This is a genomic window from Rhizobacter sp. P2_D12, assembly GCF_056404395.1.
In genome coordinates this window covers 21,862-34,541 of record NZ_JBFUEB010000073.1, presented here as the reverse complement: position 1 = coordinate 34,541, position 12,680 = coordinate 21,862, and the positions used below count along the sequence as shown (strand labels likewise).

The window sequence follows — 12,680 nt, the reverse complement described above, 5'->3', positions numbered from 1 at the left end:
GACCATGCACTGGTCTGAGCAAACCSGGTTGTCGASGGACCCGGCCGTGGCAAGGAACCCCCGTTCGCCCTGAGCTTGTCGAAGGGCCGGGCTGAGCCTGTCGAAGCCCTGGTGGCGGTGCGCTGCAGGCGCTGGTGCGCTGCGGCAGGGACCCTTCGACACGGGCCCTCGACAAGCTCGGTCCCTGCTCAGGGCGAACGGGTGAGTGGTGCCATTCGCTGGATCAGGAATGATCGCCCGCGATGTAGTGCTCCAGCTGCTCGATGATGAATTTCTGCTCGGAGATGATGTTCTTCACCAGGTCGCCGATCGAGACCAGGCCGACCAGCTGGTCGTCGTCCATCACCGGCAGGTGGCGCAGCCGGTTGTCGGTCATCAGCGCCATGCATTCCTCGCTGGTGTGGCGCGGCTGCACGTACATCACCGGGCTGGCCATGATGTCGCGCAGCGGCGTCTCGCGCGACGAGCGGCCCTTCAACGCGACCTTGCGGGCGTAGTCGCGCTCGCTGACGATGCCCACGACGTGGCCGTCCTCGACGACCACCAGCGCGCCGACGTTGGCCTGCGCCATCAGGCGCAGCGCATCGTAGACCGATTCCGCCGGATCGATGGTGTGGACGGTGGTGTCGGACTTGGATTTGAGGATGTCGGCGACAGTGGTCATGGGCGCATCTCCGAAGCCAGGCCCCTAGTGTGCTCCTACCACTGCCCGAAGTAGACGCCTGCGCGCTTGTGCGCATGGGTGCCGCGCTCGACCAGCGCATCGCTGATGGTGGTCCGCCGCTTGCGTCGCGCGAGCCAGTCGAACAGCTGCGTGCGCAGCGCATCGCGCTGCCCCTGCGTGCCCGCATCGCGGCCCAGGTCGTGCATCTCGCCGGGGTCCGACTGCAGGTCGTAGAGCTGCTCGGGTTCGTCGAGCCAGTGCACGTAGCGCCAGCGCGCGTTGCGCAGCGACCAGGCGCGCGCGTTGTGCGGCGTCTTGCCGAGGCGAAGCCGCGCCTGCTTGAAGCTGTAGTCGAGCTCCGAATACACGCTGTCGCGCCACGCGGGCGCGTTGCCGCGAAGCAGCGGCAGCAGGCTCTCGCCTTCGAGACGATGCGCCGGGCGCTCGAGCCCCAGTGCATCGAGCAGGGTCGGAACGATGTCCACGCTCTCGACGAAACGATGCTCCACGCCGCCGCGCGTGGCGTCGGCCGCGGGCGACGGATCGACCACGATCAGCGGCACGCGCTGCACCATGTCGTAGAACAGCTCCTTCTCGCCCAGCCAGTGGTCGCCCAGGAAATCGCCATGGTCGGACGTGAACACGATCAAGGTGTCGGCCAGCACGCCGAGCTTGTCCATGTGCTCGAACAGCCGGCCCAGGTGATCGTCGAGCTGGTGGATCAGCCCCTGGTAGGCCGGCCGCACGGTGCGCACGCACTCGTCCATCGAGAAGCTGCGGCTCTCCTCGCTCTCGCGATACGCCGCCAGCACCGGGTGCGCGTCGCGCAGTTCGGCGTCGCTGCGCAGCACCGGCAGGCATTGGTCGGGCGTGTAGAGCGCGTGGTATGGCGCCGGCGCCATGTAGGGCCAGTGCGGCTTCACGTAGCTCAGGTGCAGCACCCAGGGCTCGTCCCCCCGGTCCGACATGAAACGCATGGCCTGGCCGGTCATGTAGGCCGTTTCCGAATGCTCCTCGCGCACGCGCGCGGGCAGGTGCACGTTGCGCATGTGCCAGCCGCTGACGACCTGCCCGCTGGCGTCGATGGCCGAGATCACGTGCTCGCTCCACGGGTCGTCGCCGGCATAGCCGTGGGCGTGCAGGAAGGCCGGGTAGCCGCTCTCGGCGCCGGGCGCGTGGTGGCCGTCGTAGCGGTCGATCTCCTCGAAGCCGCCGCGTTCGAGCAGGGCCCCCAGTTCGCTGCCGCCGTCGACGTGCAGGCGCGCCAGGCCCTCGCGGTCGGGGATGACGTGCGACTTGCCGGCGAGCACCAGGCGGCGGCCGGCGCCGCGCAGGTAGTCGCCCAGCGTCAGCTCGCCGACCGGCAGGGGCACGCGGTTCCAGGTGGCGCCGTGGCTGGACGGGTAGCGGCCGGTGTAATAGCTCATCCGCGACGGCCCGCAGACGCCGGAATTGACGTGGGCCTGCTCGAAGCGCACGCCGCGGCGCGCCAGCGCGTCGATGTGCGGGGTGCGCAGGTAGGGATGACCGTAGCAGCCCAGGTGGTCGCGCCGCAGCTGGTCGGCCATGATGAACAGGACGTTGCGCGGCATGCTCGGAACCCGCTCAGGGGGCGAAGCCGGAGCGGCGCACCACCGGCTCCCATTGCTCGCGGAAGGCCTTGACCATCTTCGCGGTCTCCGCCGGCGTGGCGGCCACCGGCGTCAGGTACAGCGCATTGAAGGCCTGCTGGACGGCCGGCTCCTGCATCACCTCGCGGATGGCCTGGCCGAGCAGCTGCACCTTGGCCGCGGGCATGGTGCTGGGCGCGAAGAAGGCGTTCCAGCCGGCGGCGTCGACCTTCATGCCCGCCTCGCGGAAGGTCGGCAGGTCCTTGGCGAAGCTCGCGCGCTGCGTGCCCGACACGGCCAGGATGCGGACCTTGCCGGCCAGGTGCTGCGGGTACAGCGAATCCAGCGTGTCGATCGCGATCGGCACCTTGCCGGCGACCAGGTCGGCCAGCAGCGGTGCCGAGCCTTTGTAGCCGGTGATCTGCGGCTTGATGCTGAGGGCATCGCCCGCCATCAGGCCGAAGAAGTGGGGCAGGCTGCCGGTGGCCGGCACGCCGAACCGGGTGTCCTGCGGGTGCGCCCACAGCCAGCTGACGAGGAACATGAGCCGGTCCAGCGGCACCGCGGGGCCGACGGCGATCGCGAAGTCGTAGCTGGTCACCTGCGACACCGGCACGAAGTCCTTGTCGGGATCGTAGCCCGCACCCTTGCTGAAGACGATGGGGGCCACCACCATCACGGCCGGATTGGCCAGCATCAGCACGTTCTGGGTGGCCGGCGTGCCTTTGACCTGTTGCGCGGCGAGCCGTCCGCCGTCGCCGGCGCGGTTGTCGACCGTCACGGCGACGCCCAGCTTCGCGCCGAGGTGCTCGGCGACCACCCGGGCCGCGCGGTCGGTGCTGCCGCCGGCCGCATAGCCGACGACGAGCGTGACCGGCTCGCTCAGCGCCTGGGCTTGCGCAACCGAGGTCGCAAGCACGAGGCTGCAGGCGGCCAGCGGCCGCCACAGGACTGGCAGGTTCAAGGGCTGTCTCCCGGTGTTGTCGAGGTGATCAGGGCACGAAGCCCGCGCGCTTGACCACGGGCTCCCACTGCGCGCGGAACGTCTTGAGCATCTGGGCCGTCTCGGCCGGCGTGCTGAGCACCGGCGTCAGGTTCATGGTCTCGAAGGCCTTGCGCACCGATGCGTCCTGCATGGCCGTGCGGATCGCCTGGCCGAGCAGCTGGACCTTGGCCGGCGGCATGGAGGCCGGCGCGAAGAAGGCGTTCCAGCCGGTGGCGGCGACGTCGAAGCCGGCTTCGCGGAAGGTCGGGATGTCTTTCGCGAAGCTCGCGCGCTGCGTGCCCGACATCGCCAGGATGCGCACCTTGCCGGCCGCGTGCTGGGCGTACAGGGCGTCCAGCGTGTCGATCGCCACCGGCAGCTGCCCGCCCAGCAGGTCGTTGGCCAGCGGCGCGGAACCGCGGTAGCTGACGATCTGCGGCGCGACCTTCACCGCGTCGCCCAGCATCAGGCCGAAGAAGTGCGGCAGGCTGCCGGCCGCGGGCACGCCGAAGTTGGCCTTCTCGGGATTGGCCTTGAGCCAGGCCACCAGGTGCGGCCATTCGCGCACCGGCACTTCACGGCCCACGGCCACCGCGAACTGGTAGTCGGCCACGCGCGAGACCGGCACGAAATCCTTGTCCGGGTCGTAGCCGACGTCCTTGAAGACGAGCGGCGCCACCACCATCACGGCCGGGTTGCCGAGCATCAGCACGTTCTGGTTCGCGCCCGCGCGCCGGACCTGCTGGGCCGCGATGCGCCCGCCGGCGCCGGCCACGTTCTCGACCACCACGGTCACGCCGAGCGCGCTGTGCAGCTTGTCGCCGATGACGCGCGCGACGCGGTCCGATCCGCCGCCCGGGGCGTAGCCGACGACCAGGGTCAGCGTGCCGTCGAGCGCGGCCGCCTGGACGCCCCAGGAGGCCAGTGCGACACTGAATCCGGCGACAAGGCGCCACGAGAACAAGGAACGCATTCGACCCTCCGCAACCTGGCTTGAATCTAGGCCACGGCCCGGTAGTTGATCTAATCCATCATCTGCGCGCACGGCTGGCGCGTGGGAACCACGACACACTTCGATGAACGCTCCCGTCACCGCCCCATCCCTGCTGGCGCCCCGATGCCTCGAGGACCTGCTGATGTACCGGCTGGCCCGCGTCGTGCGCGCCAGCAGCGTCATGGTCACGCGCCTGGTCGAAGGCGGGTTCGGCATCACGCGCCGCGAATGGGGCATGGTGGCGAGCCTCTACACGATCGACGAGATCACCTCGTCGGCGCTGGCCGAGCGCCTGCAGCTCGACCGCGTGCGCACCTCGCGCGGGCTGCAGGGCCTGGTGAAGAAGGGGCTGGTGAACTGCCGGCGCAGCGAGGCCGACAAGCGCGTCGTGCACGTGAGCCTGGCCGAACCCGGGCGGCAGCTGTACGAGCAGCTGTTTCCCCGCATCGCGCAGCTCAACACCGAACTGCTGGGCGCGATCGATGCGGCGCACGTCGACGTGCTGGTGCAATGCCTGCAGCGGCTCGAGGCGCAGGGCCGTGCGATGAGTGCGATGGGCCGCGTGACCGACAAGGCCGACCGCCGCACCGGTGGCGGCCGGCGGCAGCCGTTCTCGCTGGCGGCCGGCCGGCGCTGAGCGGTCAGGGGGCCGGCCTGGGCTGGCGCAGCAGCTTGACCATGAGGCGCTCGAAGCGGGGCACGTCCACGTCCAGCACCACGTCGACCTCGCGCTCGCCGAGGTTCGGCCCGCGCCCGCGCGGCCAGCTGAGCGTGGCGCCCAGGCCGGCATCGTCCTGGGTCGCGACGTCGACGAGCAGCGTCTTGCGCTGCGTCACCAGCGTGGGGTCCAGCCACACGGCGGCGGCGAGTTCATCCCACAGCGGGTATTCGCCGCCATAGGCGGACACGTAGGCGGCGACCGGGGTCTTGCCGCTTCCGATCTCGGCCTGCAGCTGCGGGGTGAAGAGCGTGCGGGTGGTGGGGTCGACGGGCAGCTGCGTGATCCGCGGCCAGGCTTCGTGCAGGACGGCGCTGGCCGCTTCCGCGTCGAAGAACATGTTGAACTCGCGGCGCGGCGAATGGATGTATTCCTCGGCGAACCGGTTGTTGGCGGGCACCGGGTTGAAGCTGCCGCCCATGAAGACGAGTTCCTTCGCGAGCGACGCGAACTGCGGGTCCTGCCGCGCCGCGAGCGCCAGGTCGGTCAGCGGGCCTGCCGCCCAGATCGTCACCTGCCCCGGGTACTGGCGCACGCTGCGCAGCATGAAGCCGATGCCGCTTTCGGGCTGTGCCTTCAGGCGGGGTGCGCCTTCGGCCATCGCCGGAATGGCAAAGGGATCGGCGTGGTACTCGCTGCGGGCCTTGCCGTCGAAGTAGGCCTGCGTCCAGGCGCCTTTCCACACCAGCGGCCCGAAGCGCGTCTCCCAGGCCTTGGTGCGCGCCGCAGTGTTCAGCAGCGGGAACGCCGCACCCGCATAGACCGGCACGTCGGTGCGCTGCACCAGCTCGAGCATGCGCAGCAGCGAGGCGAGACTTTCGTCGCGCCACCCGTCGCCGGTGCACACGACGATGCCCAGCACGTCGACGTCCGGGGACTGCAGCAGCATCAGCACCGAGCGCATGTTGCTGCCCCCGGGGCCGAGGGTGTCCTGGTCGATGATGACCTTGCGGCGGGGTTGCGCCGCCTCGGCCGGGCCGGGCATGCCGGCGCACAGGAAGAGGGCGATGCAGAGTGCGCGCAGCAGCAGGCCGCGCCGGCGCGGAAGAAGCGTGGGGGAGAGGTGCATGGCGATGGGGTTCATGAGGCAATCATGCCGGGTCCGCATGCAAGGCCCGGGCCCGTCCGCCCCCGGCGGTCACTTGCCGTTGGCGCGGGCTGGTTTCGACCGGCTCGTTTCCTCGCCCCACTGGTCCATCCTCAGCACGGCCGTCTTGATCGGCTCCGAGCCGATGCTTTCCGTGCCGGCGAAGGGGCGGTCCATCGCGGCGATGAAGAAGAACACCAGCCCGAACGAGCACGACAGCAGGCCCACCGCGGTGAGGTGGAACGCCGTTCGAGGCAGCACGTACAGCGTCACGAGGCTGAGCAAGGTGGCTGCGATCACCACGATCCACAGCGTGCCCGGCACCTGGGCTTCGCTGGCGTAGAGCCGCTCGCGCCGGAACCTGACGAGCTCGTTGGTGCGCGTCCAGATCTCCGGCATCAGCGCGGCTTCGCGCGGCCCCACCGGGTCGAGGTGCCCCACCGAGCGGAACATGGCCTCGAAGGCGGCCCAGGCCACCTCGTTCGGGTGGCCGCCCTGCATGTCCTTCCACTCCTGGTCGACGACGGTCTCGGCATAGGTCTTCAGCAGCTCGCGCGTGTGGCGGGATTCGGCGCTGTCGAACACGGCCAGGTCGCGGCTGAGTGCACCGAGGGTGATGGCTTCGCTGCGAACGGCCTTGTCGGCCGAGCCGAACGCCTCCCAGACCGAGATCGCGGAGAAGGCCAGCAGCAGCGAGTTGACGGTGGCGATCACCGCCAGCAGCGCCATCGCGAGGTTTCGTTCGCCTTCGGAGAAGGTGGCGCGGCAGACGCGGTGAAAGGCCAGGTAGCCTCCCACGCCGACCGCCACCCAGACACTGCTGATCAGCAGGCCGAAGACCCAGTTCGGAAGATCGTAGAGGAATAGCGGCATGGCATACCCACAGGAGGCGCACCGGGTGCTCATGGCCCCACGATAGCCACGCCCCCAGGGCCGCGGTATCGGTCAAATGCTGAGATTGCGCTTCGAAAGGCCCGTGGGCGGGCGTCGGCATCTTGTTGAGAGAATGCGCTCCGGCATCCATTCTTCTCGTCCTCGACCTTGGCCTGCGTGAACTCCAACGTGCTCGACCCAACGCGCTGGCGCGCCGCCATCATCGACCTCGACGGCACGATGGTCGACACGCTCGGCGATTTCGCCGTCGCGCTGAACGCGATGCTGGCCGACCTGTCGCTGCCGTCCGTCGATCGCGGCTTCATCGAGCACACCGTCGGCAAGGGCTCGGAGCACCTGATCCGCAGCACCCTCGCCGAGGTCGGCGCGCCGCCCGACCGCTACGACGCCGGCTGGGCCAGCTACCAGCGCCACTACCTGCGCATCAACGGCCACCATGCCGAGGTGTTCCCGGGCGTCGTCGAAGGGCTGCAGCGGCTGCACCAGGCCGGCATCCCGCTCGCGTGCCTGACCAACAAGCCGGGCGCCTTCGCGCAGGCGCTGCTGGAGCGCAAGGGCCTGTCCGGCTTCTTCCGCCACGTGTTCGGCGGCGATGCCTTCGCGCAGAAGAAGCCGCACCCGCTGCCCTTGATCGAGACCTGCAAGGCGCTCGGCGTGCCGCCATCGCACACGCTGATGGTCGGCGATTCGGCCAACGATGCGCAGGCCGCGCGCGCCGCCGGCTGCCCGGTCATCCTGGTGACCTACGGCTACAACCACGGCGAGCCGGTGCGCGAGGTCGATGCCGACGGCTTCATCGACCGGCTCGACGCGCTGCCGGCCGCCGGCCATGAAAAAGGCGCCCCGCGGGGCGCCTGATCACCGGGCCGTCGAGGCCTTCAGTTGTTGCCGCTGCCGTTGCCGCTGGACGTCTTGCCCAGCAGCGCGTCCTTCAGCATCGAATCGGCCGGCGCATGGCCGAGCCAGATCTTCAGCAGCGACGAGTAGAACTCGGGTTCCTTGATCGGGTCGTTGGCCGGCTTGCCGTTGACCACGATCACCGTGCCCTGGCCGGGGATCCAGTCGACGAAGAACGAGTCGCCTGCGACCAGCTTCTTCTTCGCCGAGAACACCTCGCTCAGCTTGATGGTGCCGGCAATCGACTTCATGAAGTCGTCGCGCGTCGTGTTCTGCTCCATGCCGCGCGTGAACAGCTTGCCCAGCTCGTTCGCGTCGATGTCGCGCAGCATCGTGATGTGCATGCGGCGCGGGCCCGGCGTCGCGAGCACCGCTTCCGGCGTGCCGGCCTTGGCCGTCAGGTACATGCCGGCGGTGTAGACCTTGAAGATCGCCTTGTAGCGGATGCCGGCACCGTTCAGCACCAGCTTGGTGTTGGCCACCGTCGCGGTGGGCTCGTACTTCACGCCGGCCAGTTCGATCGCCTGCGGCTGGGCTTGCGCCTGCACCGCTGGCGATGCCATCAGCGCGGCCGCCGTGGCGGTGATGCTGGCGGCCATCAAGAAAATGCGTCGAATCACGGCTGTCTCCATCTCTTTGTCATCGGGGGCCTGTCCCGGGCCATGTGCACCGGGCGGGCAACATGGGAGTTTCGGACGGCGAAGTGAGCACTGTCCATTCACGATTTCACGGACATCTGTCCACCAAACGGGATGAATTGCCAAGCCTGCTACACTTTTTCGATGTTCATCGCACGCAAGCAAACCAAAGGGTCGAACGACCGGGGAGCATGGCCCTGGCGGGCCTGACCCACGCAGGTTTTGCTTGCCGCGGGCGCACCAGTCGCCCTCCGGCTCCACCGGCTGCCGCGCGCATCGCGCCCGGCGCCACCCGCAGAATGCAGTCACCAGGCCGGTCGCCCAGGCGCCGCGCCGGGCCGTGGAGGGCCCTCGCTCGTGATCACCGAACTTGAATTCAAGAGCCTCGCCGCACAGGGTTTCAACCGCATCCCGCTGATCGCGGAAGCCTTTGCCGACCTCGAAACCCCGTTGTCGCTGTACCTGAAGCTCGCCTACGGTTCGGGCAGCGGCCGCCACAGCTTCCTGCTCGAATCCGTCGTCGGCGGCGAGCGCTTCGGGCGCTACTCGTTCATCGGCCTGCCGGCCCAGACGCTGCTGCGCGCCACCGGCTTCCACACCGAGGTCGTCACCGACGGCCAGGTGGTCGAGACGCACGAGGGCAACCCGCTCGACTTCATCGCCAGCTACCAGAAGCGCTTCAAGGTGGCGCTGCGCCCGGGCCTGCCGCGCTTCTGCGGCGGCCTGGCCGGCTACTTCGGCTACGACGCGGTGCGTTTCATCGAGCCCAAGCTCGCGAAGACGCAGCTGCCCGGCGGCATCGACACGCCCGACATCCTGCTGCTGCAGTGCGAGGAGCTGGCCGTCATCGACAACCTGTCGGGCCGGCTCTACCTGATCGTCTATGCCGACCCCGGCCAGCCCGAGGCCTTCTTCCGCGCCAAGCGGCGCCTGGCCGAACTGGGCGACAAGCTGAAGTACAGCGTCACTGCGCCGCCGGTGCGCCGCGGCACCTCGCACGCCGTGGAGCGCGAGTTCGCGAAGGACGATTACCTCGCCGCGGTGCTGAAGGCCAAGGAATACATCGCCGCCGGCGACATGATGCAGGTGCAGGTGGGCCAGCGGCTGAAGAAGCGCTACACCGAGTCGCCGCTCAGCCTGTACCGCGCGCTGCGCTCGCTGAACCCGTCGCCGTACATGTACTTCTACGACATGGGCGATTTCCAGATCGTCGGCGCGTCGCCCGAGATCCTGGTGCGCCAGGAGACCACGCCCGACGGCGAGAAGGTCACGATCCGCCCGCTGGCCGGCACGCGCCCGCGCGGCGCGACGCCCGAGCAGGACAAGGCACTCGAGACCGAGCTGAGCGCCGACCCGAAGGAACGCGCCGAGCACGTGATGCTGATCGACCTGGCGCGCAACGACATCGGCCGCATCGCGAAGACCGGCACGGTCAAGGTGACCGAGGCCTTCACCGTCGAGCGCTACTCGCACGTGATGCACATCGTCAGCAACGTCGAGGGGCTGCTGAAAGAGGGCATGACCAGCCTGGACGTGCTGCGCGCCACCTTCCCGGCCGGCACGCTGACCGGCGCGCCCAAGGTGCGGGCGATGGAGATCATCGACGAGCTGGAGCCGGTCAAGCGCGGCATCTACGGCGGCGCCTGCGGCTACCTGAGCTTCGCCGGCGACATGGACGTGGCGATCGCGATCCGCACCGGCATCGTCAAGGACAACGTGCTGTACGTGCAGGCCGCGGCCGGCGTGGTGGCCGACTCGGTGCCCGAACTCGAATGGAAGGAGACCGAGGCCAAGGCCCGCGCGCTGATCCGCGCGGCCGAGCTGGTCGAGGAGGGTTTCTGATGCGCGCGCTGCGTGTCGGCCTGCTCGGCGACCGCGACGAGCAGAAGACGGCGCATCGCGCGATCCCGGCCGCGCTGCGGCTGTGCGCCCAGGCGCTGGACCGGCCGCTGTCCTTCGACTGGCTGGCCAGCGATGCGATGCCCGGCGAGGCCGAACTGGCCGGCTTCGACGGCCTGTGGTGCGTGCCGGGCAGCCCGTACCGCGACACCGCGGCGGTGCTGCGCGCGATCCGCGTCGCACGCGAGCGCGGGCTGCCCTTCCTCGGCACCTGCGGCGGCTTCCAGCATGCGGTGATCGAGCTCGCGCGCAACGTGCTGGGCTGGGCCGACGCCGAGCATGCCGAGACGGCGCCTGGCGCGCAGCGCGCGGTGATCGGCGCGCTGGCCTGCTCGCTGGTGGAGGTGAGCGATGCGGTGACGCTGCAGCCCGGTTCGCGCATCGCCGCCGCGTACGGCGGCGCGACGGCGCACGAGGGCTACCACTGCAGCTACGGGCTCGCCCCGGCGTTCGCCGCGACGCTGACGCAAGGCCCGCTGCGTGCCACCGCGCACGACCTGCAGGGCGAGGTGCGGGCCATCGAGCTGGACCGCCACCCGTTCTTCGTCGGCACGCTGTTCCAGCCCGAGCGGGCCGCGCTGCGCGGCGTGGCGCCGCCGCTGGTGCTGGCCTTCGCCCGCGCGCTTGCCGCCGCGCAAACGCCGCAGAATGTGGCTGCGCAGACGCCGCCGAACCCCCTGAATCGAGAGGCCTGAGCCATGCTGCTGATGATCGACAACTACGATTCCTTCACGTTCAACCTGGTGCAGTACTTCGCCGAGCTCGGCGAGGACGTGCGCGTGTTCCGCAATGACGAGATCACGCTGGCCGGCATCCGCGAACTGAACCCCGACCGGCTGGTGCTGTCGCCCGGGCCGTGCTCGCCGGCCGAGGCCGGCATCTGTGTCGACGCGATCCGCGAATTCACCGGCCAGCTGCCGATCCTGGGCGTGTGCCTGGGCCACCAGGCCATCGGCGCGGCGCTGGGCGGTCGGATCATCCGCGCGAAGACGCAGATGCACGGCAAGACCGACGTGATCACCACCGACGAGCGCGGCGTCTACGCCGACCTGCCGCAGCAGTTCACCGTGATCCGCTACCACTCGCTGGTGATCGAGCGCGAGACGCTGCCGGCCGAGCTGGAGATCACCTCGACGTCGCAGGACGATGAGATCATGGGCGTGCGCCACACCGGCCTGGCCGGCACGAAGACGCCACTCGAAGGGGTGCAGTTCCACCCCGAATCCATCCTCACCGAACACGGGCACGCGATGCTGAAGAACTTCCTGGAGCTGCGCGCGTGAACGCCGTCGTCGACCTGCGCAGCGACACCATCACCCGGCCGACGCCGGCCATGCGCGACGCGATGGCCAAGGCCGAGGTCGGCGACGACGTCTTCGCCGACGACCCCACCGTCAACGCGCTGCAGGAGCGCATCGCGGCCCTGCTCGGCAAGGAGGCCGCGCTGTTCGTGCCGACCGGCACGCAGAGCAACCTGGTGGGCATCATGAGCCACTGCGGGCGCGGCGACGAGTACATCGTCGGCCAGATGGCCCACACCTACCGCTGGGAAGGCGGGGGCGCCGCGGTGCTGGGCAGCGTGCAGCCGCAGCCGCTGGAGCACCAGCCCGACGGCACGCTGGCGCTGGCCGACATCGAGGCCGCGATCAAGCCCGACGATTCGCACTTCGCGCGCTCGCGCCTGCTGTGCCTCGAGAACACGCTGGGGGGCAAGGTGCTGCCGCAGCGCTACCTGGCCGATGCGACCGCCCTCGCACGCCGGCGCGGCCTGGCGACCCACCTGGACGGCGCGCGCCTCTTCAATGCGGCGGTGAAGCAGGGCATTGCCGCTCGCGAGATCGCGGCACATTTCGACAGCGTCTCGGTCTGCTTCTCGAAGGGGCTGGGCGCGCCGGTCGGCTCGGCGCTGGTCGGCTCGCGCGACTTCATCCGCGCTGCGCACCGCTGGCGCAAGATGCTCGGCGGCGGCATGCGCCAGTCGGGCGTGCTGGCGGCCGCCGTGCTGCACGCGCTCGACCACCACGTCGAGCGCCTGGCAGGCGACCATGCGCTGGCGCAGCGGCTGGCCGAAGGTCTCGGCGGCATTCCCGGCGTCAGCGTCGAGCCGCCGCAGACCAACATCGTCTTCGTCGACGTGAAGGGCGAGCGCGCGGCGACGCTGCTCGACCACCTGAAGTCGCGTGGCGTGCTGGCCACCGGCCTGTACCGGCTGCGCTTCGTCACCCACCTCGACGTCGACGCCCAGGGCGTGGACCGCGCCATCGCCGCCGTGCGCGAGCACATGACCGCCTGAC

At 69.8% G+C, this 12,680-nt stretch carries 13 protein-coding genes; 6 read left to right on the top strand and 7 right to left on the bottom strand.

Annotated elements, in window-relative coordinates:
* Positions 1-223 precede the first annotated feature (223 nt).
* The 4 genes from AC1DYN_RS22240 to AC1DYN_RS22225 are packed head-to-tail and all read right to left on the bottom strand — an operon-like array spanning position 224 to position 4,232.
* Positions 224-664, bottom strand: coding sequence for a CBS domain-containing protein (locus AC1DYN_RS22240; RefSeq protein ID WP_477963288.1), 441 nt, complete (start codon positions 662-664; stop codon positions 224-226).
* Between the two features lie 35 nt (positions 665-699).
* Positions 700-2,256: a sulfatase-like hydrolase/transferase gene (locus tag AC1DYN_RS22235; RefSeq protein ID WP_477963287.1), complete on the bottom strand. Its 1,557-nt coding sequence runs from the start codon at positions 2,254-2,256 to the stop codon at positions 700-702.
* A 13-nt stretch (positions 2,257-2,269) separates the two neighbouring features.
* Positions 2,270-3,238 carry a tripartite tricarboxylate transporter substrate-binding protein gene (locus AC1DYN_RS22230; protein ID WP_477963286.1) on the bottom strand — a complete coding sequence of 323 codons (969 nt, stop codon included), beginning with the start codon at positions 3,236-3,238 and terminating at the stop codon, positions 2,270-2,272.
* A 28-nt stretch (positions 3,239-3,266) separates the two neighbouring features.
* Entirely contained in the window at positions 3,267-4,232 is a 966-nt protein-coding gene (locus tag AC1DYN_RS22225; protein ID WP_477963285.1) for a tripartite tricarboxylate transporter substrate-binding protein, read from the bottom strand.
* A gap of 103 nt (positions 4,233-4,335) precedes the next feature.
* On the opposite strand from AC1DYN_RS22225, the gene AC1DYN_RS22220 reads away from it, so the two are divergent.
* Positions 4,336-4,890, top strand: a complete 555-nt coding sequence (locus AC1DYN_RS22220) for a MarR family winged helix-turn-helix transcriptional regulator (protein WP_477963284.1) — start codon at positions 4,336-4,338, stop codon at positions 4,888-4,890.
* A 4-nt stretch (positions 4,891-4,894) separates the two neighbouring features.
* On the opposite strand, the gene AC1DYN_RS22215 is transcribed toward AC1DYN_RS22220, so the two are convergent.
* Both AC1DYN_RS22215 and AC1DYN_RS22210 read right to left on the bottom strand, forming a co-directional pair.
* Positions 4,895-6,055, bottom strand: a complete 1,161-nt coding sequence (locus AC1DYN_RS22215) for a nucleoside hydrolase (RefSeq protein WP_477963283.1) — start codon at positions 6,053-6,055, stop codon at positions 4,895-4,897.
* A gap of 54 nt (positions 6,056-6,109) precedes the next feature.
* The gene (locus AC1DYN_RS22210) at positions 6,110-6,931 is read right to left on the bottom strand and encodes a bestrophin-like domain (RefSeq protein ID WP_477963282.1); all 822 of its coding nucleotides are present in this window, start codon (positions 6,929-6,931) and stop codon (positions 6,110-6,112) included.
* A gap of 189 nt (positions 6,932-7,120) precedes the next feature.
* Here AC1DYN_RS22210 and gph point away from each other — a divergent pair, with 189 nt between their 5' ends.
* Positions 7,121-7,810 (top strand): phosphoglycolate phosphatase, encoded by a 690-nt coding sequence (gene gph, locus AC1DYN_RS22205; protein ID WP_477963281.1) that lies wholly within the window; start codon positions 7,121-7,123, stop codon positions 7,808-7,810.
* Between the two features lie 20 nt (positions 7,811-7,830).
* On the opposite strand, the gene AC1DYN_RS22200 is transcribed toward gph, so the two are convergent.
* Positions 7,831-8,448, bottom strand: coding sequence for a chalcone isomerase family protein (locus AC1DYN_RS22200; RefSeq protein ID WP_477963291.1), 618 nt, complete (start codon positions 8,446-8,448; stop codon positions 7,831-7,833).
* Positions 8,449-8,844: 396 nt separating this feature from the next.
* On the opposite strand from AC1DYN_RS22200, the gene trpE reads away from it, so the two are divergent.
* The 4 genes from trpE to ltaE are packed head-to-tail and all read left to right on the top strand — an operon-like array spanning position 8,845 to position 12,679.
* Positions 8,845-10,329: an anthranilate synthase component I gene (trpE, locus tag AC1DYN_RS22195; RefSeq protein WP_477963280.1), complete on the top strand. Its 1,485-nt coding sequence runs from the start codon at positions 8,845-8,847 to the stop codon at positions 10,327-10,329.
* Positions 10,329-11,081: a CTP synthase C-terminal region-related (seleno)protein gene (locus AC1DYN_RS22190; RefSeq protein WP_477963279.1), complete on the top strand. Its 753-nt coding sequence runs from the start codon at positions 10,329-10,331 to the stop codon at positions 11,079-11,081. The genes trpE and AC1DYN_RS22190 overlap by 1 nt, the downstream gene beginning before the upstream one ends.
* Positions 11,082-11,084: 3 nt before the next feature.
* Positions 11,085-11,669, top strand: coding sequence for an anthranilate synthase component II (locus AC1DYN_RS22185; protein ID WP_477963278.1), 585 nt, complete (start codon positions 11,085-11,087; stop codon positions 11,667-11,669).
* Positions 11,666-12,679 carry a low-specificity L-threonine aldolase gene (gene ltaE / locus AC1DYN_RS22180; protein WP_477963277.1) on the top strand — a complete coding sequence of 338 codons (1,014 nt, stop codon included), beginning with the start codon at positions 11,666-11,668 and terminating at the stop codon, positions 12,677-12,679. The genes AC1DYN_RS22185 and ltaE overlap by 4 nt, the downstream gene beginning before the upstream one ends.
* Position 12,680: the final 1 nt, after the last annotated feature.